This is a genomic window from Pseudomonas sp. Z2-11, assembly GCF_054161305.1.
The window spans coordinates 3,777,523-3,797,931 of the sequence record NZ_CP096395.1 but is presented as its reverse complement, the minus strand read 5'-3'; the positions used below and the strand labels follow the sequence as shown (position 1 = coordinate 3,797,931).

At 62.1% G+C, this 20,409-nt stretch carries 19 protein-coding genes; 14 read left to right on the top strand and 5 right to left on the bottom strand.

The window, feature by feature from the left end; translation table 11 throughout:
• Positions 1-15 precede the first annotated feature (15 nt).
• Complete coding sequence (locus tag M1E16_RS16740; protein ID WP_434630302.1) at positions 16-1,473, bottom strand: transglycosylase SLT domain-containing protein; 1,458 nt, start codon at positions 1,471-1,473, stop codon at positions 16-18.
• Positions 1,474-1,572: 99 nt separating this feature from the next.
• Positions 1,573-2,340 carry a hydroxyacylglutathione hydrolase gene (gloB, locus tag M1E16_RS16735; RefSeq protein ID WP_458127912.1) on the bottom strand — a complete coding sequence of 256 codons (768 nt, stop codon included), beginning with the start codon at positions 2,338-2,340 and terminating at the stop codon, positions 1,573-1,575.
• A 65-nt stretch (positions 2,341-2,405) separates the two neighbouring features.
• Between gloB and M1E16_RS16730 the strand changes: the two genes are divergently transcribed.
• The 4 genes from M1E16_RS16730 (at position 2,406) to M1E16_RS16715 (ending at position 5,430) form a co-directional block, all read left to right on the top strand.
• Positions 2,406-3,164, top strand: a complete 759-nt coding sequence (locus tag M1E16_RS16730) for a class I SAM-dependent methyltransferase (RefSeq protein ID WP_434630306.1) — start codon at positions 2,406-2,408, stop codon at positions 3,162-3,164.
• 91 nt (positions 3,165-3,255) lie between these two features.
• Positions 3,256-3,708, top strand: a complete 453-nt coding sequence (gene rnhA / locus M1E16_RS16725) for a ribonuclease HI (protein WP_030142629.1) — start codon at positions 3,256-3,258, stop codon at positions 3,706-3,708.
• Between the two features lie 87 nt (positions 3,709-3,795).
• Positions 3,796-4,557, top strand: a complete 762-nt coding sequence (gene dnaQ, locus M1E16_RS16720; protein WP_434601099.1) for a DNA polymerase III subunit epsilon — start codon at positions 3,796-3,798, stop codon at positions 4,555-4,557.
• Positions 4,558-4,815: 258 nt separating this feature from the next.
• Positions 4,816-5,430, top strand: a complete 615-nt coding sequence (locus M1E16_RS16715) for a GNAT family N-acetyltransferase (protein WP_434573605.1) — start codon at positions 4,816-4,818, stop codon at positions 5,428-5,430.
• On the opposite strand, the gene M1E16_RS16710 is transcribed toward M1E16_RS16715, so the two are convergent.
• Together M1E16_RS16710 and M1E16_RS16705 are read right to left on the bottom strand one after the other, a co-directional pair.
• Positions 5,396-6,289, bottom strand: a complete 894-nt coding sequence (locus M1E16_RS16710) for a LysR substrate-binding domain-containing protein (protein WP_458127911.1) — start codon at positions 6,287-6,289, stop codon at positions 5,396-5,398. The genes M1E16_RS16715 and M1E16_RS16710 overlap by 35 nt on opposite strands.
• Positions 6,290-6,374: 85 nt before the next feature.
• Positions 6,375-6,635 (bottom strand): hypothetical protein, encoded by a 261-nt coding sequence (locus M1E16_RS16705; RefSeq protein ID WP_305500444.1) that lies wholly within the window; start codon positions 6,633-6,635, stop codon positions 6,375-6,377.
• 186 nt (positions 6,636-6,821) lie between these two features.
• Between M1E16_RS16705 and M1E16_RS16700 the strand changes: the two genes are divergently transcribed.
• On the top strand, positions 6,822-7,379 hold the full coding sequence (locus M1E16_RS16700) for an NADPH-dependent FMN reductase (protein ID WP_305500446.1): 558 nt from the start codon (positions 6,822-6,824) through the stop codon (positions 7,377-7,379).
• Positions 7,380-7,555: 176 nt separating this feature from the next.
• On the top strand, positions 7,556-8,839 hold the full coding sequence (locus tag M1E16_RS16695) for an arsenic transporter (RefSeq protein ID WP_458127910.1): 1,284 nt from the start codon (positions 7,556-7,558) through the stop codon (positions 8,837-8,839).
• Between the two features lie 122 nt (positions 8,840-8,961).
• Here the strand turns inward: M1E16_RS16695 and M1E16_RS16690 are convergent, their stop codons facing one another.
• On the bottom strand, positions 8,962-9,912 hold the full coding sequence (locus M1E16_RS16690; RefSeq protein ID WP_458127909.1) for a DUF1853 family protein: 951 nt from the start codon (positions 9,910-9,912) through the stop codon (positions 8,962-8,964).
• 104 nt (positions 9,913-10,016) lie between these two features.
• Here M1E16_RS16690 and M1E16_RS16685 point away from each other — a divergent pair, with 104 nt between their 5' ends.
• From M1E16_RS16685 to M1E16_RS16650, 8 genes are all read left to right on the top strand, one after another.
• Positions 10,017-10,907: an NAD(+) kinase gene (locus M1E16_RS16685; protein WP_003180647.1), complete on the top strand. Its 891-nt coding sequence runs from the start codon at positions 10,017-10,019 to the stop codon at positions 10,905-10,907.
• Entirely contained in the window at positions 10,904-11,878 is a 975-nt protein-coding gene (locus M1E16_RS16680) for a metallophosphoesterase (RefSeq protein ID WP_434631272.1), read from the top strand. Before M1E16_RS16685 ends, M1E16_RS16680 begins: the two co-directional genes overlap by 4 nt.
• Positions 11,875-12,747, top strand: coding sequence for a rhomboid family intramembrane serine protease (locus M1E16_RS16675; protein WP_434601090.1), 873 nt, complete (start codon positions 11,875-11,877; stop codon positions 12,745-12,747). The genes M1E16_RS16680 and M1E16_RS16675 overlap by 4 nt, the downstream gene beginning before the upstream one ends.
• A gap of 45 nt (positions 12,748-12,792) precedes the next feature.
• On the top strand, positions 12,793-13,053 hold the full coding sequence (locus M1E16_RS16670) for a YeaC family protein (protein WP_305500450.1): 261 nt from the start codon (positions 12,793-12,795) through the stop codon (positions 13,051-13,053).
• Complete coding sequence (locus M1E16_RS16665) at positions 13,050-13,880, top strand: DUF2797 domain-containing protein (RefSeq protein ID WP_434601088.1); 831 nt, start codon at positions 13,050-13,052, stop codon at positions 13,878-13,880. Before M1E16_RS16670 ends, M1E16_RS16665 begins: the two co-directional genes overlap by 4 nt.
• A gap of 13 nt (positions 13,881-13,893) precedes the next feature.
• Positions 13,894-16,551, top strand: coding sequence for an aminopeptidase N (gene pepN, locus M1E16_RS16660; protein ID WP_458127908.1), 2,658 nt, complete (start codon positions 13,894-13,896; stop codon positions 16,549-16,551).
• A 358-nt stretch (positions 16,552-16,909) separates the two neighbouring features.
• Entirely contained in the window at positions 16,910-17,962 is a 1,053-nt protein-coding gene (locus tag M1E16_RS16655; protein ID WP_458127907.1) for a WD40/YVTN/BNR-like repeat-containing protein, read from the top strand.
• Between the two features lie 43 nt (positions 17,963-18,005).
• Entirely contained in the window at positions 18,006-20,381 is a 2,376-nt protein-coding gene (locus M1E16_RS16650; protein ID WP_434573619.1) for an efflux RND transporter permease subunit, read from the top strand.
• Positions 20,382-20,409: the final 28 nt, after the last annotated feature.

Sequence of the window (20,409 nt, the reverse complement as noted above, 5' to 3'; positions counted from 1 at the left end):
GCCAGAGCCCCGGTGTCAGTGTGGGGAATAGACCGTCAGCATCTGTCCAGGCTTGAGCGCCTTGCCCATGCGCGGGTTCCAACGCTTGAGGTGCTGCATTTCGACGTTGAAGCGCTTGGCAACGACGTAAAGCGAGTCGCCCTGCTTGACCTTGTATTGGGTCTGCTTCTTCTGTTCGTTGCTCTTGGCGGCTACGACAGTGTTGATGCGTTTGCCGCTGGCCTTGGTTGCCTTGGTGGCCTTGACGTCCTGCATGACCAGGGTCTGGCCGACCTTGAGCTTGTTGCCGCTGAGCTTGTTCCAGCGTTGCAGGTCCTTGGTCTGGACGTTGTTGGCCTTGGCGATCTGGGCCAGGTTGTCGCCGCGCTTGACCCGGTAGCTGCGCCGTACACCTTCCACTTCGCTGTCATCGGCGTTTTCGAAGACCGGCTTGAGCGAGCGCGGGCTGATCAGTTCTTCCGGGCGCATGGTTGACAGGCTGGCGGTCAGCAACTGTGCCTTGGAGGTCGGGACCAGCAGGTGTTGTGGGCCGTCGACGGTGGTGCGTTGCTTGAACGCCGGGTTGAGCTGGAACAGCTCGTCTTCGTCGATGTTCGCCACCGCTGCGACCTTGGAGAGGTCCATGCGCTGGTTGATCTCGACGACCTGGAAATAGGGTTCGTTGGCGATCGGGTTGAGGTTCACGCCGTAGGCATCGGGGGCCAGTACCACTTGGGACAGCGCCAGCAGCTTCGGCACGTAGGCCTGGGTTTCGCTGGGCAGAGGCAGGTTCCAGTAGTCGGTGGGCAGGCCGAGCTTTTCGTTGCGCTCGATGGCCCGGCTGACCGTGCCTTCACCGGCGTTGTAGGCCGCCAGCGCCAGCAGCCAGTCGCCATTGAACATGTCATGCAGGCGCGTCAGGTAATCCATGGCGGCCGTGGTCGACGCAGTGATGTCGCGACGTCCGTCGTAGAAACGCGTCTGGCGCAGGTTGAAATAACGCCCGGTGGAGGGGATGAACTGCCACAGGCCCACCGCGTTGGCGCGGGAATAGGCCATCGGGTTGTAGGCGCTTTCAATCACCGGCAACAGCGCCAGCTCCAGCGGCATGTTGCGCTCTTCCAGACGCTCGACGATGTAGTGGATGTACAGGCTGCCGCGCTCGCCGGCGTTTTCCAGGAAGGACGGATTGCTGGCGAACCACAGGCGCTGCTGCTCGATGCGCGGGTTGACCCCGGCGGTTTCCTGCAGCTGGAAGCCCTGGCGCATGCGTTCCCAGACGTCCTGGGGCACTTGCGGGCTGGGTTTTTCCGTCAGCCAGACGGGTTTTTGCTTGGCTCGCGCGGCGATATTCGGCGTATGCGCGACATCGGCCTGCGGCACCTGGCTGGTGCTCTGGCAGCCGGCCAGCGTGGCGGACACAGCCACCGCGATGGCTTGAGCCAAGCGGGTCAATGTGTCTGACTGGACGGACCTGCGGATAGATGACGACATTGGCTGGAAGTAAGTTCCGGGCAAAAATGTCGGCCGATTCTAGGAAGCGCACCCCAACAGGTCAACCATTCAGAATTTTTGTATCAATTGATAGCGGGCTTAGAACTTATCTTTCCAGGCCCTCAAGGCCGCAAAAACCTCACTCGCCGTCTGGTTACGCTGGCCGTTCCGTTCGTCTGCTTTTTCTTTAACGGATGTTTCAGAGGTGCGCAAAAACGGATTGGTGAGCTTTTCAAGAGCCAGGGTCGACGGCAGGGTGATGACGCCCTGGCCGCGCTGCTCGGTGACTTTCTCCAGGCGCGCGGCAACGTCCGGGTTGGCCGGCTCGACCGCGACGGCAAACTTCAGGTTGCTCAGGGTATATTCATGGGTGCAGTAGACGAGCGTATCGTCGGGCAGTGCGGCGAGGCGGCTCAAGGAGTGGTGCATCTGTTCGGGCGTGCCCTCGAAGAGCCGGCCGCAACCGGCGGCGAACAGCGTGTCGCCGCAGAACAGCAGGCCGCGATGGTAGTAGGCGATATGCCCAAGGGTGTGTCCGGGCACGGCGTGAATATCGAAGTCCAGGCCCAGCACGTTGACCTTGGCGTTGTCCTCCAGGGCGATGTCCCGCGCCGGGATGTTTTCGCTGGCCGGCCCGTAGACGGTGGCGTTCGTCGCGCTTTTCAGCGCCGCGACACCGCCGACATGGTCATGGTGGTGATGAGTGACCAGGATGTCGCTCAGGACCCAGCCCGGATGGGCGTCGAGCCAGGCCCGTACGGGGGCGGCGTCGCCCGGGTCGACCACGGCGCAGCGCCGGGTCGAGTGATCCTGTAACAACCAGATGTAGTTATCGGTAAACGCGGGCAGGGCACTGATCTGTATCATCGCTGAATTCGCCAAGCTCAAAACAAAGGCGCATCTTAGAACTTCCTGGCGCGTTGGAGAATGCAATGACCGATGAAGCGTTCGCTCAGGCTGATCCTGAATGGCTGGCATTGATCAGTTCCGCCCGTGAATGGCTGTCCGGCCCTGTCGGGCAATTCCTGCTGGAAGAAGAACGGCGCATGCTCGAAGACGAGTTGGGCCGGTTCTTCGGCGGCTACCTGGTGCATTACGGCCCCTCGGCGCAGACCCCACCGTCGGCGCCGCAGGTGCAGCGCAACGTACGCCTGGGCGCGCCGTTGCCTGGCGTGGAGATCGTCTGCGAGGAGCAGGCCTGGCCGTTGAGCGAGCATGCCGCCGACGTGGTGGTCATGCAGCACGGCCTGGATTTCTGCCTGTCGCCCCATGGCCTGTTGCGCGAGGCCGCCAGCAGCGTGCGTCCCGGTGGCCATTTGTTGATTGTCGGCATCAACCCCTGGAGCAGTTGGGGGCTGCGTCATGTATTCGCCGGCGACGCGCTGCGCCAAGCCCGTTGCATCTCGGCTTCGCGAGTGGGCGACTGGCTCAACCTGCTGGGCTTCGCGCTGGAGAAACGCCGCTTCGGGTGCTATCGTCCGCCGCTTGCGTCGCCCAAGTGGCAGGCCCGTCTGGCCGGCTGGGAGCGCAAGGCCGGTGACTGGCAATTGTCCGGCGGCGGCTTCTATCTGTTGGTGGCGCGCAAGATCGTGGTCGGCTTGCGCCCGGTACGCCAGGCGCGGCGTGAGCCGGTGGGCAAGCTGATTCCCTTGCCGATGGCCAAGGTCAATCGGCGTCACATCGAGCCGTAAATTTTATTTCCAATGGTTCTGGCCGGCATTCGGCTTCGGGCGTCGAGCGTTCCCGGCCGGTGGGCCTTGCATTTTTTCTGGATAGATTGGCATGAGCGATAGCGTAGAACTTTTCACTGATGGCGCCTGCAAGGGCAATCCGGGCCCGGGTGGCTGGGGTGCGTTGCTGGTGTGCAAGGGCGTGGAAAAGGAGCTCTGGGGCGGCGAAGCCAATACCACCAACAATCGCATGGAACTGATGGGCGCCATTCGCGGCCTGGAAGAACTCAAGCGGCCATGTGATGTGCTGCTGGTAACCGACTCGCAGTATGTAATGAAAGGCATCAACGAGTGGATGGCCAACTGGAAGAAGCGCGGCTGGAAAACGGCGGCGAAGGAGCCGGTCAAGAACGCTGATCTCTGGAAGCTGCTGGACGAGCAGGTCAACCGCCACAACGTCACCTGGAAATGGGTGCGCGGGCACATCGGCCACCACGGCAACGAGCGGGCCGACCAGTTGGCCAATCGTGGGGTGGATGAGGTGAGGGGGTACAAGCAGGCTTGATCCAAAAGCGGTCCCGGGCTTATCCCACCGAATAGCGTGCTAACATCCGCGCTTTTGCAAGACTGCCCGTTTGAGAGCTGAACACTGATGGCCAACAGATCTGTAGTACTGGATACCGAAACCACCGGCATGCCGGTGACCGACGGTCACCGGATTATCGAAATCGGCTGTGTCGAGCTGATTGGTCGACGCCTGACCGGTCGTCATTTCCACGTTTACCTGCAACCGGACCGCGAAAGCGACGAGGGTGCCATTGGCGTGCACGGCATCACCAACGAATTCCTGGTGGGCAAGCCGCGTTTCGCCGAGGTAGCCGATGAGTTCTTCGAATTCATCCAGGGCGCGCAGTTGATCATCCATAACGCGGCGTTCGACGTCGGGTTCATCAACAACGAATTCGCCCTGATGGGCCAGCACGACCGGGCCGACATCACCCGGCATTGCACTATCCTCGATACCTTGATGATGGCGCGGGAGCGGCATCCGGGCCAGCGCAACAGCCTTGATGCCTTGTGCAAGCGCTACGGGGTCGACAACTCCGGTCGTGAGCTGCACGGCGCCTTGCTCGACTCCGAGATCCTCGCCGACGTCTACCTGACCATGACTGGCGGTCAGACCAGTCTGTCCCTGGCCGGCAATGCGTCTGACGGCAATGGCACCGGCGAAGGTTCGGGTAACCAGGCGAGCGAGATCCGGCGTTTGCCGGCAGACCGCAAGCCGGCCCGGATCATCCGCGCCAGCGAGAGCGACCTGGCCGAACATGCCGCGCGTCTGGAAGCCATCGCCAAGTCCGCCGGTGCCCCGGCATTGTGGACGCAATTGGTCGAGGCGCAGGCTGCCGCGAGTTGATGAGATATCTGTGGGAGCGAGCCTGCTCGCGAAAGCGCTGGGTCAATTGGCAACTGTCGAATGTGCCGACGCCTTCGCGAGCAGGCTCGCTCCCACAAGAGCTTTCCTCATGCAGTTTTCGGCGCAATCGCCAATACCTTCCAATTTGAAGTAAAGGCAGGCCATGGTTATCCGCGTGACGTGTGAAGATTCGACAAGCAAGGGCAATGGATGGCTTCGCGCCGTTGGTTGTCTCAAGGAATGAGGACCTTCCCCAGTATGCAACCGGTCATGAATCCCAAGCACCCCGGCCTGTCGGTGCGCGTCGCCGATGACGGCTTCGCCGCTTATATCTGGGGCAGCGATTTCAGTTTCGAAGTCAGCGTCTATGGCACGGCGCAGATCGGCCGGCCGGTGAGCCAGTGGCCGGTGACGCCGATCGTGCCCTACCGCAAGTGCTACGGCATCGACCCTGAAGAGTTCGGCAGTTTTCGCGATGCCCCGGACAGCGAAATCTTCATGGCCTACCTGGACGATCAACCGGTCGGCCATCTGGTCGTCAGCACCAATTGGAACGGGTATGCCCATATCGACGAGCTGGCGGTGCATGCCCCGGCTCGCCGGCATGGGGTAGCCAAGGCCTTGCTCGATGTGGCCCAGTTCTGGAGCCGCAAGAAAAAACTGCCGGGCATCATGCTGGAAACCCAGAACAACAACCTGGGCGCCTGCCGGCTTTACGAGCGCTGCGGCTATGTGCTCGGCGGCATCGATCACCTGCGCTATCGCGGCATTGACCGGCACACCGCCGAGGTGGCGCTGTTCTGGTACCGGTTGTTTGACGATCCGCTGGGCATGACGGTCAGTGGTTCAGCAACGCCTCGGCTTGTTCCGTGATCCGTTCCAGCAACGACTGGACCGCCGGTGAAGGCGTGGCACCGTTCAGGCTCAATGCATAGAGGCAGATGGGCACGGCCGGCGATACCGGACAGATGTCCAGGTCGCCGCCCCTGGCCCCCGAGGCGGTAAACGGGTCGACAATCGCCAGGCCTTCGCCGGCCTCGACCATTGCCCGCATCATCTGATGAGTCTGCACGCGTATCTGCACCACCGGCGCCGGGCGCAGTGCACCAAGCTTGTGGTCGAACGCCGGGCTCAGCGGATCATGCCCCTCCAGCCCGACCAGCGACTGGCCCGCAAGATCCTGAACCGACACGTATTTCTGTCGTGGTTGCAGCCAGCCATGGGGCGCCAGCAGCTGCAGTTTGCCTTGGGCGATCATCTGGCAATCGATGTCGGGGTGTTCGGGATCGTGCAGGCTCAGGCCCAAATCGCTTTCACGCAGCAGCAGGCTCTTGACGATTTCCCGGGTCGGCTGGCTGAGCAGGGTGCACGGCGCATCCGGATGGCGCCGACGCAGGGCGGCAATGCTCAGGGGTAACAGCTGTTGGGCCAGTGGTGGGGTGCAGATGATGCGCAGGGGCGGCGCCTGATAATGCTTCAGGCTGGCGGCCATTCGCTGTATCGGTTCGAGGGTGTCGTACAGCCGCGTGATGCCTTCGCGTAAGTCCAGGGTTTCGCGCGTCGCCTGCAAGCGTCCGCGCACGCTGGCGAACAGCATGAAACCGAGCTGGGCCTCCGCATCGCGCAGGATCGACTCGACTTCGGCCACCGGCAATTGCAGCCATTCGGCCGCGGTACCCAGGTGGCCAGTCTGCAGCAGCGCCTGGATCACTTCGATGTGGCGTAAACGCATGCAAGAGGTCCGTATTAGGCAGGTAAGCCATTGAGTGGCTGAATCCTAACCCAATTACGGGTGCGACTTCTGCTCATGCAAACAGTTATAGAGCGATCTGCGTTTCGACTGGCGCCTGAGGCTGCCGTGGCGTTTCAGGCTCGCGGGTCAAGTGGATGCCGGATTGCACTAGGAGGAACGTGTCCTCGTCGACTTTGTTGACCCGATCTCCAATGGCCAGCTTATAAGTGATGACATCCTTGCCAATGCCGTCTTGTGACGGGTCTGATTCTTGGAATTCATGCACCGAATAGACGCGACCTTCGGCGTCCCGTGCATGAAATTGTCCGACAAGTACTGCTGCCATTGCTTGGAACCTCTGAAAATAGATCACTCGATTTGCGGTTCTGTAGACCTTGGTCAAGTGCGGTAAGTTTTCCTACAGTAAAAAAATAGTCCGGTTGGCAGGTTTTAGGTGATCCACTGGTCCAATTGTGGTGCCGATCATCTATAACTACAGGCTCCCTTTGAGCCGATAGTCGAGAAGCCTCTCATGAGTAATGTCTACACAGTGGCGGTTTTAGTGGGCAGCCTGCGCAAAGCGTCGATCAACCGAAAGGTCGCGTTGGCCCTGGCGGACCTGGCGCCGTCCAACCTGAAACTGGAAATCGTCGAAATCGGCGAGCTGCCGCTCTATAACGAAGACATCGACGTCTCGCCGCCGGCGGCCTATACCGCGTTTCGCCAGAAGGTCGGCGCGGCGGATGCGTTGTTGTTCGTGACACCGGAATACAACCGCTCGGTGCCGGCCCCGCTGAAGAATGCCATTGATGTCGGCTCGCGCCCCTACGGTCAGAGTTGCCTGAGCGGCAAGCCGGGCGCAGTGATCAGCGCCTCACCCGGCGCCATCGGCGGTTTTGGCGCCAACCACCATTTGCGCCAATCCCTGGTTTTTCTCGACGTGCCTTGCATGCAACAACCGGAAGCCTACCTGAGCGGTGCGGGAACGGCGTTCGACGAGGCGGGCAACCTGTCGGAATCGGTGCGGCCGTTTTTGCAGAAGTTCATCGATGCCTATGGCAAGTGGGTGGAGCAGCATAAGAAGGTTTGATATCACCGTGAAACCCCTGGCCAGGGAGCTTGCTCCCTCGCCACAAGTGCATCCATGACCACATAAGCCATTCAATTCCTGCTTTACCGAATATCCGAAACTCCCTATCTTCGCCGTTCGCTGGCGCAGTGGCGTCCTGCTGCTGGTTTTTTCTTTTTCTTTCAAGGCTGTAACGCATGCTCATCGCGTCATTGATTTTCCTGCTGACCATAACGCTGGTGATCTGGCAGCCCAAGGGGTTGGGCGTCGGCTGGAGTGCCACCCTTGGTGCACTGTTGGCCTTGCTGAGCGGCGTGGTACAGGTCGGGGACATTGCCCTGGTGTGGCAGATCATCTGGAATGCCACCGGTACGTTCGTCGCGTTGATCATCATCAGCCTGTTGCTGGACGAGGCCGGGTTCTTTGCCTGGGCCGCGTTGCATGTGGCCCGTTGGGGGCGAGGCAGCGGCCGCAAGCTGTTTGCGTTCATGGTGTTGCTCGGGGCGCTGGTCTCGGCATTGTTCGCCAACGACGGAGCGGCGCTGATCCTGACGCCTATCGTGATTTCCATGTTGCTGGCCCTGCGGTTCTCGCCGGCGGCGACCCTGGCGTTCGTGATGGGCGCCGGTTTCATCGCCGATACCGCCAGCCTGCCTCTGGTGGTATCGAACCTGGTGAACATCGTTTCCGCGGATTTCTTCGGCATCGGCTTCAACCGCTACGCTTCGGTCATGGTGCCGGTGAACCTGGTCAGCGTTGCGGCCAGCCTGGCGATACTGCTGTGGTTGTTTCGTCGCGATATCCCGCGCGACTATGACCCGCAGCAGCTGGACGACCCGGCAAGCGCCATCCACGATACGGCAACTTTTTATGCCGGTTGGGTGGTGTTGGCGATCCTTTTGCTGGGCTGCTTTGCCCTGGAGCCGCTGGGCATCCCCATCAGCGCGATTTCGGCGGTCTGCGCTGCACTGCTGTTGGCGGTGGCGGCTCGAGGACACAAGATCTCCACGCGCAAGGCGATGAAAGAAGCGCCCTGGCAGATCGTGATCTTTTCCCTCGGCATGTACCTGGTGGTCTATGGCCTGCGCAACGCCGGCCTCACCGGCTACCTCGCCGCCTGGCTCGATGGCTTCGCCGGTTATGGGGTGTGGGGCGCGGCCATGGGGACCGGGCTGTTGACCGCGCTGCTTTCATCGGTGATGAACAATCTGCCGACGGTGCTGATCGGCGCTTTGTCCATCGATGCCAGCCAGGCCACTGGCGTGGTCAAGGAGGCGATGATCTACGCCAACGTCATCGGCAGTGACCTGGGGCCGAAAATCACTCCGATCGGCAGCCTGGCAACCTTGCTTTGGCTGCATGTGCTGGCGCGCAAGGATATCCGCATCGGTTGGGGTTATTACTTCAAGGTCGGGATTGTGCTGACGGTGCCGGTGTTGCTGGTGACGTTGGCGGCGCTGGCGGTGCGGTTGTCGCTCTAGGCCGTGGCGACGCCTTCGCGAGCAGGCTCGCCCCCACAGGGGAATTGATTCCTCCAAGGACATGCATTCCAGATGTGGGAGCGAGCCTGCTCGCGAAGGGGCCCTGATAGCCCCCCCAAACCTCAACCATTACCCGGCACATCCGGCCAAAGATCCGCCACCAGGAACGCCCGCTCGGCTTCTTCCCATTCACCCTCGGCATTTTCGGTCAGGCGCACCATCAGTTGCGCCGGCGCCATGGGATCAAGGGCGGTTCGCCAGGCCTCCAGTTGTCCGGCAGTCCAGACCTGGTCAGCCGGGTAATGGGCCGGGGCCAGCCAGGCCGCGCGGGGCAGGGGCTGCCAGCGCCCTGGCGGGCGCTGGGTGACGAATCCGGGCCAGTCCCGCTGGTGCAACCAGCGGCCGCGCAAATGCCGGGGGTGCGCACCGCTCGGCGGTTCGGCCTCGCCCGGCCAGGGATAGAGCAGATAGCCGCCGAGCCAAAGGTGCGAGCGAAACGATTCGATGCCCAGCGCTGCCAAGGCCTCGCGACTTTCCGGGCGTGCCGAGATCGGCAGTTGGTGCTCATGCAGATGCGTCAGCTTGCGGTCGAGTCGGTCATGGCAGCCGGGCCCAAGCCATTGCGCGGTATCGCGCCCGTTGCCTTGTTGCGGGCCCAGGTACAACTTGATCGCCAGCTCCAGGTGATGCACGCCTTCATTATCGAGTAGCAGCAGGTCCAATTCGCCCAGCGTATGGCCCTCGCGCCGGATCGGCAGGTTCGCCGCGATCAGTTCGATGCCCGGCGCATGCTGCACGGCAAATTGCCAGAGCCTTTCGTAATACAGCCCCAGGCGCCGCGTGCGCCCCTGGGACAGGCACTGCAACAACGGATAGCTGTCGCGGTCCAGTTCGCGCAACCAGTGTTCCAGGCGATGGGGCTGCTGCACCCAGCCGCTGCCCGCCAGCGGATGACGCTGGGGCCAGGGCGTGTCGATGAGCATCGGCGGGGCGACGATGACCCACGCCAGGTCCCGTACTTCGGGATGGCGCAGGCGGCGGGGCAGGTCGAGCAATTCGGGAAACAGGATCATGTTGCGAGCATAGCCGTTGCGCTGAAGGCTTAAAGGATTTTGTCTACGGCGCGGTTTCGCCCATAATCGGGTTTTTCGCCCGTCGCAGACCTCGCAGGAGCCTCATGGAGCAATTTCGCAATATCGGCATCATCGGTCGCCTGGGCAGTTCCCAGGTGTTGGACACCGTTCGCCGTCTCAAGCGCTTCCTCCTGGAGCGGCACCTGCACGTGATCCTCGAAGATACCATCGCCGAAGTGCTGCCGGGCCACGGGCTGCAGACGTCGTCGCGCAAGATGCTCGGCGAAGTCTGCGACATGGTCATCGTGGTCGGTGGCGACGGCAGCCTGCTGGGCGCCGCCCGGGCCCTGGCGCGGCACAACATCCCGGTGCTGGGGATCAACCGTGGCAGCCTGGGCTTCCTCACCGATATCCGCCCTGACGAGCTGGAGATCAAGGTCGCCGAGGTGCTGGACGGCCATTACCTGGTGGAAAACCGCTTCCTGCTGCAAGCCGAGGTGCGCCGTCACGCCGAGGCCATCGGCCAGGGCGATGCGCTCAACGACGTGGTGCTGCACCCTGGCAAATCCACGCGCATGATCGAATTCGAGCTGTACATCGACGGCCAGTTTGTCTGCAGCCAAAAGGCCGACGGCCTGATCGTCGCCACCCCGACCGGTTCCACCGCCTACGCGCTGTCGGCCGGTGGCCCGATCATGCATCCCAAGCTCGACGCTATTGTGATTGTGCCCATGTACCCCCATACCTTGTCTGGGCGACCCATCGTGGTCGATGGCAACAGTGAGCTGAAAATCGTCGTGTCCAAGGATATGCAGATCTACCCGCAAGTGTCCTGTGACGGCCAGAACCATTTCACCTGCGCGCCGGGTGACACCATCACCGTCAGCAAGAAGGCACAAAAGCTGCGCCTGATCCATCCGCTGGATCACAACTACTACGAAGTCTGCCGGACCAAGCTCGGCTGGGGCAGTCGTTTGGGGGGTGGAGGCGACTGATGCTCGATCCCGCGCGCAGTTACGATCTGATCGGCGATGTGCACGGATGCGCCTTGACCCTGGAACACCTGCTCGACCGACTCGGTTACCGCAAGCAGGCCGGGGCCTGGCGACATCCTTCGCGCATGGCGGTGTTCCTCGGCGACATCATCGACCGGGGCCCGCGGATTCGCGAGGCGCTGCACATCGTCCACGACATGGTCGTGGCCGGCCAGGCGCTGTGCATCATGGGCAACCACGAATTCAATGCCTTGGGCTGGAGCACCCCGGCATTGCCGGGCAGCGGCCAGCGCTACGTGCGCGAACACACGCCGCGCCATGCCCGCTTGCTCAACGAAACCCTGACCCAGTTCGATCAGCACCCGGGTGAATGGCGTGATTTTCTCAAGTGGTTCTACGAGCTGCCGCTGTTTGTCGACGCCGGGCGCTTCCGGGTCGTCCACGCCTGCTGGGACGCCGGCCTGATCGAGCCATTGCGCGGCTTGTTCCCGGAAGGCTGCATCGACGAGCATTTTCTCCAGGCTTCGGCCGAATCGGGCAGTTTTGCCTGCACAGTGTTCGATCGCCTGTTGCGCGGCACCGACATGCGCCTGCCCCATGGCATGACCCTGACGGGCGGCGACGGCCTGACCCGCGCGTTCTTTCGCACCAAATTCTGGGAAGACAACCCGCAGACCTACGGCGACATCGTCTTCCAGCCCGACGCATTGCCGGAGCCGGTGGCCCGCACACCGTTGTCACCGGACGAAAAAAACAACCTGCTGCGGTATGGCGTCGATGAGCCGATGTTGTTCGTCGGCCACTATTGGCGCAGCGGCAAACCGGCGCCGATCCGCCCGAACCTGGCCTGCCTGGACTACAGCGCGGTGCTCTACGGCAAGCTGGTCGCCTATCGGCTCGACCAGGAAACCCGTCTGGACCCGCACAAGTTCGTCTGGGTCGATGTCGAGCGGCCGGAGATGGGGCGATGAGCGTCGTCGCCGTCCTGCGCCTGCCCCTGGCAGTGGACCTGAGCGGTTTCGTCAAGCTGCTGCAGCGCATGCAGGTGCCTCATCGCGTCAGCGAAGAGGCGGGCGAGCAGGTGCTCTGGGTGCCGGATGAAATCAGCGAAAACGTGCGTTCGTTGTACGAGCGTTTTCCCGCCGGCGATCCCGAGCAACAGCTGGAACTGCCTGACACCGGCAGCACGTCCCGGCGGGCAGGGTTCGTCCAGCAACTGGCCCGCAGTCCGGTGACCGCCCTGATATTGCTGCTGAGCCTGATCGTCAGTGCCGTGACCCTGCTGGGGGAAAATCTTCAAACCCTGCGCTGGTTGACCTTCCTCGAGTTTCGCGTCGTCGGCGACTACATCCAGTTCACGCCGTTGGCCGACAGCCTCGCGGCGGGGCAGTGGTGGCGGCTGGTGACGCCAATGCTGGTTCACTTCGGCTTCCTGCACATCGCCATGAATGGCATGTGGTACTGGGAACTGGGACGCCGGATCGAAGCGCGCCAGGGCGGGATCAACCTGCTGGGGCTGACGCTGCTGTTCAGCCTCGTGTCCAATTTCGCCCAGTACCTGTTCAGCGGCGCGACCCTGTTCGGCGGGCTGTCCGGAGTGCTGTACGGCCTGCTGGGCCATTGCTGGATCTACCAGCTGCTCGCACCGAACCCGGCCTATCACTTGCCCCGTGGGGTGCTGGTGATGATGCTGGTGTGGTTGCTGTTGTGCCTGTCCGGGCTGGTTTCGTTGATCGGTTTCGGCGAGATCGCCAACGCAGCCCACGTCGGCGGGCTGCTCGTCGGCTGCTTCACGGGCTTGTTGGGCGGGCTGTTCGCCCGCCGTAAAATGGCCCTTTGATCGGCGCCTGTGCCTTTTGAGAATGCGCAATTGCGCGGAGAACCCATGTCTTCCTTCAACGAAATGATCAACAACATCACCCCCGACATCTACCGCAGCCTGAAACTGGCGGTGGAAATCGGTAAATGGGCCGACGGCAACAAGCTCACCGCCGAGCAGCGCGAGTTGTCGCTGCAAGCGATGATCGCCTGGGAAATCCAGAACCTGCCCGAAGAAGAGCGCACCGGCTATATGGGCCCGCAGGAATGCCAGTCGAAAGCCACCGTCGTGCCGAATATCCTGTTCAAGTCGGACGCCATCCATTGATCGAGATTGGCCGCGGTGCAATCAGCAAGATGTCGGCACGCCTTGACGGGCCGACCGTTCAATACGCCTTTCGCCTGGGCGATGTCGAGGTGCCGGTCAATCCGTTGATCGGCAGCAGGATCCGCCTGGAATACCTCGGTGCGATCCACTGTACCCATTGCGGACGGCGGACCAAGACCAGTTTCAGCCAGGGTTATTGCTACCCCTGCATGACCAGACTGGCCCAATGCGACCTCTGCATCATGAGCCCCGAGCGTTGCCATTTCGAGGCGGGTACCTGTCGCGACCCGGCCTGGGGCGAGCAGTTCTGCATGACCGATCATGTGGTCTACCTGGCCAACTCATCGGGCGTTAAGGTCGGCATCACCCGCGCCACGCAACTGCCGACCCGCTGGCTCGACCAGGGTGCAAGCCAGGCGCTGCCGATCCTGCGGGTCGCCACCCGCCAGCAGTCGGGTTTCGTCGAAGACCTGTTCCGCAGCCAGGTGGCGGACAAGACCAACTGGCGCGCCTTGCTCAAGGGCGACGCAGCGGCGGTGGACTTGCGGCAGATCCGTGATTCACTGTTTGAAAGCTGCGCCCAGGGCCTGCAGGGTTTGCAGGAACGATTCGGCTTGCAGGCGATCCAGACCATAGCGGACGTCGAACCGATCGAGATCCGTTACCCGGTGCAGCAGTACCCGGCGAAGATCGTCAGCTTCAACCTGGACAAGGACCCGATCGCCGAAGGCACGCTGCTGGGAATCAAGGGCCAATACCTGATTTTCGACACCGGCGTGATCAATATTCGTAAATACACGGCCTACCAGCTCGCCGTGCATCAGTAGAAGGATTCGACCCATGCGCACCGAACAACCGAAGATGATCTACCTGAAGGACTATCAGGCGCCCGAATACCTGATCGACGAGACGCACCTGACCTTCGAGTTGTTCGAGGACCACAGCCTGGTCCATGCGCAACTGGTGCTGCGCCGCAACCCCGAGCGCGGCGCCGGATTGCCGCCGCTGGTGCTCGATGGCCAGCAGCTGGAATTGCTCTCGATCAAGCTCGACGACGCCGACCTGGGGCAGGGCGACTACCAACTGGATGACAGCCACCTGACCTTGCAGCCCAAGGCCCAGGCGTTCACCGTCGATACCACCGTGCGCATCCATCCGGAAACCAACACGGCCCTGGAAGGCCTGTACAAATCCGGCAGCATGTTCTGCACCCAGTGCGAGGCCGAAGGCTTTCGCAAGATCACCTATTACCTCGACCGCCCGGACGTGATGAGCAAGTTCACCACCACCGTGGTCGCCGAACAGCACAGCTACCCGGTGCTGCTCTCCAACGGCAACCCGATTGCCAGCGGCCCTGGGGAAGACGGCCGGCACTGGGCGACCTGGGAAGACCCGTTCAAGAAGCCGGCCTACCTGTTCGCCCTGGTGGCCGGTGACCTGTGGTGCGTCGAAGACACCTTCACCACAATGACCGAGCGCACCGTGGCGCTGCGCATTTACGTCGAGCCGGAAAACATCGACAAGTGCCAGCACGCCATGACCAGCCTGAAGAAGTCGATGCGCTGGGACGAAGAGGTGTACGGGCGCGAATACGACCTGGACATCTTCATGATTGTCGCGGTCAACGATTTCAACATGGGCGCGATGGAGAACAAGGGCCTCAACATCTTCAACTCCAGCGCCGTACTGGCCCGCGCCGAAACCGCCACCGACGCCGCGCACCAGCGGGTCGAGGCGATCGTCGCCCACGAATACTTCCATAACTGGTCGGGCAACCGCGTGACCTGCCGCGACTGGTTCCAGCTGTCGCTCAAGGAAGGCTTCACGGTGTTCCGCGACGCCGGGTTCTCGGCGGACATGAACTCGGCCACGGTCAAGCGCATCCAGGACGTGGCGTACCTGCGTACCCACCAGTTCGCTGAAGACGCCGGCCCAATGGCTCACCCGGTGCGCCCGGACAGCTTCATCGAGATTTCCAACTTCTACACCCTGACTGTGTACGAAAAGGGCTCGGAAGTGGTCGGCATGATCCATACCCTGCTGGGCGCCGAAGGCTTCCGCAAGGGCAGCGACCTGTACTTCGAGCGCCACGATGGCCAGGCCGTGACCTGCGACGATTTCATCAAGGCCATGGAGGATGCCAATGGCGTCGACCTGAGCCAGTTCAAACGCTGGTACAGCCAGGCCGGTACGCCACGGCTGGCGGTGAGCGAGTCCTACGACGCCGCGGCGAAGACTTACAGCCTGACGTTCCGCCAGAGCTGCCCGCCGACGCCGGACAAGGCCGAGAAACTGCCCTTCGTGATTCCGGTCGAGTTGGGCCTGCTGGACAGCAATGGCGCCGAAATTCCACTGCGCCTGAGCGGCGAAGCGGCGGCGAGTGGCACGACCCGGGTGATCTCGGTGACCGAGGTCGAGCAGACCTTTACCTTCGTCGATATCGCTGAAAAGCCCCTGCCTTCGTTGCTGCGCGGCTTCTCGGCGCCGGTGAAGCTGAGCTTCCCGTACGACCGTGATCAGCTGATGTTCCTCATGCAACACGACAGCGACGGCTTCAACCGTTGGGACGCCGGCCAGCAATTGTCGGTGCAGGTCTTGCAGGAACTGATCGGCCAGCACCAGAAAGGCGAAAGCCTGGTGCTCGACCCTCGGCTGGTCAGCGCCTTGCGCAGCGTGCTGTCGGATGAATCCCTGGATCAGGCGATGGTCGCGGAAATGCTCTCGCTGCCAAGCGAAGCCTACCTGACCGAAATCAGCGACGTGGCGGACGTCGAGGCGATCCACGCCGCCCGCGAATTCGCTCGTCGGCAGTTGGCCGAAAACCTGTTCGAAGCCCTGTGGCTGCGCTACGAGGCCAACCGCGACCTGTCCCGGCGCACGCCGTACGTGGCCGAGGCCGAGCACTTCGCGCGGCGTGCGTTGCAGAACATCGCGCTGTCCTACCTGATGCTGACCGACAAGCCCGAAGTGTTGAGCGCCACGCTTGAACAGTTCGACACCGCCGACAACATGACCGAGCGCCTCACGGCGCTGGCGGTGCTGGTCAACTCGCCGTTCGAGACCGAAAAGGCCAAGGCCCTGGAAGTGTTCGCGGAGAACTTCAAGGGCAACCCGCTGGTCATGGACCAATGGTTCAGCGTCCAGGCCGGTAGCCCGCTGCCGGGTGGGCTGGCGCGGGTCAAGGCGTTGATGGAGCACCCGGCGTTCAACATCAAGAACCCGAACAAGGTGCGGGCACTGGTCGGCGCGTTCGCCGGGCAGAACCTGATCAACTTCCACGCCGCCGACGGTTCCGGTTATCGCTTCCTGGCGGACCTGGTGATCCAGCTCAACGCCTTCAACCCGCAGATCGCCTCGCGGCAACTGGCGCCACTGACCCGCTGGCGCAAATACGACAGCGCCCGCCAGGCTCTGATGAAGGGTGAGCTGGAGCGCATCCTGGCGTCCGGTGGGCTGTCGGCCGATGTGTTTGAAGTGGTGAGCAAGAGCCTGGCTTGACCAGGCTTCGCATTGCCTTTTGTGGCGAGGGAGCTTGCTCCCGCTGGAGGCCGAAGGACTCCCTTTTCTTGGTTTACCTGCCTTCACTGGCGAAACGAATCAAGATCAGGCCTGCTTCGCAGGCCAGCGGGAGCAAGCTCCCTCGCCACATCCATCACCCTCGCGAATGTCTTCTGATTCACCCTTGGCCGATATCCCCCCGGTTAACAAAAGATAACGTGGCGTCGATTGTCAGACCTTTCGAAAGCCCGATAGGATAGGTCCAGCTTGCGAAGTGGCTCTAGATTGCAGGTTTCAGGACTATGCTTCAGGACTGCAACGTACCAAGCCATAACAATAATAAATGGGGGAAAGGTCTATGAGTGAGCCTGTGATGGCTGTGGGCCGCTGCCGCCCGCCAGTGCTGCGCAGAGTTGCGCTGCTGGTCTCGGCGCTCTCGCTGCTGGGCTCTGCCGTTTTGTCGGCGCCGGTGCTGGCGGTTGCAGCGTCGACGGCCGATGTCATCTATTCCGTCGAATCGGCCAAGGCCAGCAAAACCCTCATGCTCGATGTGGTCCATGCCGGCCAGCGCCTGGTCGCGGTCGGCGACCGTGGGCATATCGTCTTTTCCGATGACCAGGGCAAATCCTGGACCCAGGCCAAGGTGCCGACCCGCCAACTGCTTACCGCAGTCTTCTTCGTCGACGACAAGCACGGTTGGGCCGTGGGGCACGACGCGCAGATCCTCGCCAGCGAGGACGGCGGCACCACCTGGACCAAGCAGTTCGAAGACCTCACCCGTGAAGCACCGCTGCTCGACGTCTGGTTCAAGGACGCCAGCAATGGCCTGGCCGTGGGCGCCTACGGTGCGCTGTACGCGACCACCGATGGCGGCAAGCACTGGGAGCAGGCCAGCGACCGGCTCGAGAATGAAGACCAATATCACCTCAACGCTATCGCCGCGGTAAAAGACGCCGGGCTGTTCATCGTCGGCGAGGCCGGCAGCATGTTCCGCTCCGCCGACCGGGGGCAGACCTGGGAAAAACTCGAAGGTCCGTACGAAGGCTCGCTGTTCGGCGCCATCGGCACCGCCCAGCCTTCGACCCTGTTGGCCTACGGCCTGCGCGGCAATCTCTATCGCTCCACGGATTTCGGCGACAGCTGGGAGCAGGTCGAGCTGAAGGCGGCCCGTGGCGCGCTGGAATTCGGCTTGTCGGGGGCGACGCTGTTGCCGGATGGCTCGATCGTGATCGTCGGCAACGGCGGCAGCGTGATTCGCAGCACCGATGATGGCGTGACCTTCAGCGTGTTCAACCGTCCGGATCGCATTTCCGTGGCGGCCGTCACGGCGGCGGGCAACGGCAACCTGATCCTGGCGGGACAGGGTGGCGTACGCGCTACCACGCCCACTGGCGCCGAACTGAGCAAATGAGCCGGGCCTGTCAGACGGGCACAATAACAAGAAGGCGGACCCCATGAGCAGTCATCACCAAGACAAGGCGACGTTCCTCGAGCGCCTGATTTTCAACAACCGCCCGGCAGTGATCATCATTTGCCTGCTGGTCAGCATTTTCCTGTTCTGGCAGGCCACGCTGATCCGGCCGTCCACCAGTTTCGAAAAAATGATTCCCCTCGAGCATCCGTTCATCGAGAAGATGCTCGAACACCGCAATGACCTGGCGAACCTGGGCAACACGGTACGGATTTCCGTGGAAGCTACCAACGGGGATATTTTCTCCAAGGAGTACATGGAGACCCTGCGCCAGATCCACGACGAGGTCTTCTACATCTCCGGCGTCGACCGCTCCGGCCTGAAGTCGCTGTGGAGCCCGAGCGTGCGCTGGACCGAAGTGACGGAGGAGGGCTTCGCCGGTGGCGAGGTGATCCCGCAGAGTTACAACGGTTCGGCCGACAGCCTCGACCTGCTGCGCAACAACGTGCTCAAGTCCGGCCAGGTCGGGCGCCTGGTGGCGAACGATTTCAAATCGAGCATCATCGATATCCCGCTGCTGGAGTCCTATCCCGACCCGCAAGACCAAGGCAAATTGCTCGCCCTCGATTATCGGAAGTTTTCCCACGAGCTTGAAGACAAGATCCGCAACAAGTTCGAAGCGCAGAACCCGAATGTGCAGATTCACATCGTCGGCTTCGCCAAGAAAGTTGGCGACCTGATCGATGGCCTGGTCATGGTGGTGCTGTTCTTCGGCGTCGCCTTCGTCATCACCCTGATCCTGCTGTACTGGTTCACCAACTGCATGCGCAGCACCGTTGCGGTATTGAGCACCACCCTGGTGGCGGTGGTTTGGCAACTGGGGCTGATGCACGCGGCCGGTTTCGGCCTGGATCCATATTCGATGCTGGTGCCGTTCCTGATCTTCGCCATCGGCATTTCCCACGGCGTACAGAAAATCAACGGCATCGCCTTGCAGTCCAGCGAGGCGGACAACGCCTTGACGGCGGCGCGGCGGACCTTCCGCCAGTTGTTCCTGCCTGGGATGATCGCGATCCTGGCCGATGCCGTCGGCTTCATCACCTTGCTGATCATCGACATCGGCGTGATTCGCGAACTGGCCATCGGCGCGTCCATCGGCGTGGCGGTGATTGTGTTCACCAACCTGATCTTGCTGCCGGTGGCGATTTCCTACGTCGGTATCAGCAAGCGCGCGGTCGAGCGCAGCAAGAAAGATGCGACCCGCGAACATCCGTTCTGGCGCCTGCTGTCGAACTTTGCCAGCGCCAAGGTCGCGCCGGTATCGATTGCCCTGGCCGTGCTCGCCTTTGGCGGCGGCCTCTGGTACAGCCAGAACCTGAAGATCGGCGACCTCGACCAGGGCGCGCCGGAACTGCGTCCGGACTCGCGCTACAACCAGGACAACAACTTCATCATCAGCAACTATTCCACCAGCTCCGATGTGCTGGTGGTGATGGTCAAGACCAAGGCCGAAGGCTGTTCGCGCTACGAAGCCATGGCGCCCATCGACGAGCTGATGTGGAAGATGCAGAACACCGAGGGCGTGCAGTCGGCGATTTCCCTGGTGACCGTGTCCAAGCAGATGATCAAGGGCATGAACGAGGGCAACCTGAAATGGGAAACCCTGTCGCGCAACCCTGATGTACTGAACAGCTCCATTGCCCGGGCCGACGGCCTGTACAACAACAGCTGTTCCCTGGCGCCGGTGCTGGTGTTCCTCAACGACCACAAGGCCGAGACGCTCGACCGCGCCGTGACGGCGGTGCAGGACTTCGCCAAGGAGCACAACCGCGATGGCCTGGAGTTCATCCTCGCCGCCGGCAACGCCGGGATCGAGGCGGCCACCAACGAGGTGATCAAGGAGTCGGAATTGACCATCCTGATCCTCGTGTATATCTGCGTGGCGACGATGTGCATGATCACCTTCCGTTCCTGGGCAGCGACGCTGTGCATCGTCCTGCCACTGGTGCTGACCTCGGTGCTGGGCAACGCGCTGATGGCGTTCATGGGCATCGGCGTGAAGGTCGCGACACTGCCGGTGGTAGCCCTCGGCGTAGGGATCGGCGTGGACTACGGCATCTACATCTACAGCCGCCTGGAAAGTTTCCTGCGGGCCGGGTTGCCGTTGCAGGAGGCGTATTACCAGACGCTGAAATCCACTGGCAAGGCGGTGCTGTTTACCGGCTTGTGCCTGGCCATCGGCGTCTGCACCTGGATCTTCTCGGCGATCAAGTTCCAGGCGGACATGGGCCTGATGCTGACGTTCATGCTGTTGTGGAACATGTTCGGCGCGCTGTGGCTGCTGCCCGCGCTGGCGCGGTTCCTGATCAAGCCGGAAAAGCTGGCGGGGCAGAAGGGCAATTCGTTGTTTGCTCACTGACCGGACGCTGGACCGAAAAAGCCGCAAC

Excerpts from the sequence above, each read along its gene's own strand:
- M1E16_RS16655 (WP_458127907.1), top strand. The coding sequence starts at position 16,910 with ATGAGTGAGCCTGTGATGGCTGTGGGCCGCTGCCGCCCGCCAGTGCTG.
- M1E16_RS16740 (WP_434630302.1), bottom strand. The coding sequence starts at position 1,473 with ATGTCGTCATCTATCCGCAGGTCCGTCCAGTCAGACACATTGACCCGC.
- M1E16_RS16705 (WP_305500444.1), bottom strand. The coding sequence starts at position 6,635 with ATGGCAGCAGTACTTGTCGGACAATTTCATGCACGGGACGCCGAAGGT.
- rnhA (WP_030142629.1), top strand. The coding sequence starts at position 3,256 with ATGAGCGATAGCGTAGAACTTTTCACTGATGGCGCCTGCAAGGGCAAT.
- M1E16_RS16710 (WP_458127911.1), bottom strand. The coding sequence starts at position 6,289 with ATGCGTTTACGCCACATCGAAGTGATCCAGGCGCTGCTGCAGACTGGC.
- M1E16_RS16700 (WP_305500446.1), top strand. The coding sequence starts at position 6,822 with ATGAGTAATGTCTACACAGTGGCGGTTTTAGTGGGCAGCCTGCGCAAA.
- gloB (WP_458127912.1), bottom strand. The coding sequence starts at position 2,340 with ATGATACAGATCAGTGCCCTGCCCGCGTTTACCGATAACTACATCTGG.
- M1E16_RS16695 (WP_458127910.1), top strand. The coding sequence starts at position 7,556 with ATGCTCATCGCGTCATTGATTTTCCTGCTGACCATAACGCTGGTGATC.
- M1E16_RS16715 (WP_434573605.1), top strand. The coding sequence starts at position 4,816 with ATGCAACCGGTCATGAATCCCAAGCACCCCGGCCTGTCGGTGCGCGTC.
- M1E16_RS16730 (WP_434630306.1), top strand. The coding sequence starts at position 2,406 with ATGACCGATGAAGCGTTCGCTCAGGCTGATCCTGAATGGCTGGCATTG.
- M1E16_RS16650 (WP_434573619.1), top strand. The coding sequence starts at position 18,006 with ATGAGCAGTCATCACCAAGACAAGGCGACGTTCCTCGAGCGCCTGATT.
- dnaQ (WP_434601099.1), top strand. The coding sequence starts at position 3,796 with ATGGCCAACAGATCTGTAGTACTGGATACCGAAACCACCGGCATGCCG.
- M1E16_RS16675 (WP_434601090.1), top strand. The coding sequence starts at position 11,875 with ATGAGCGTCGTCGCCGTCCTGCGCCTGCCCCTGGCAGTGGACCTGAGC.
- M1E16_RS16690 (WP_458127909.1), bottom strand. The coding sequence starts at position 9,912 with ATGATCCTGTTTCCCGAATTGCTCGACCTGCCCCGCCGCCTGCGCCAT.
- pepN (WP_458127908.1), top strand. The coding sequence starts at position 13,894 with ATGCGCACCGAACAACCGAAGATGATCTACCTGAAGGACTATCAGGCG.
- M1E16_RS16685 (WP_003180647.1), top strand. The coding sequence starts at position 10,017 with ATGGAGCAATTTCGCAATATCGGCATCATCGGTCGCCTGGGCAGTTCC.
- M1E16_RS16670 (WP_305500450.1), top strand. The coding sequence starts at position 12,793 with ATGTCTTCCTTCAACGAAATGATCAACAACATCACCCCCGACATCTAC.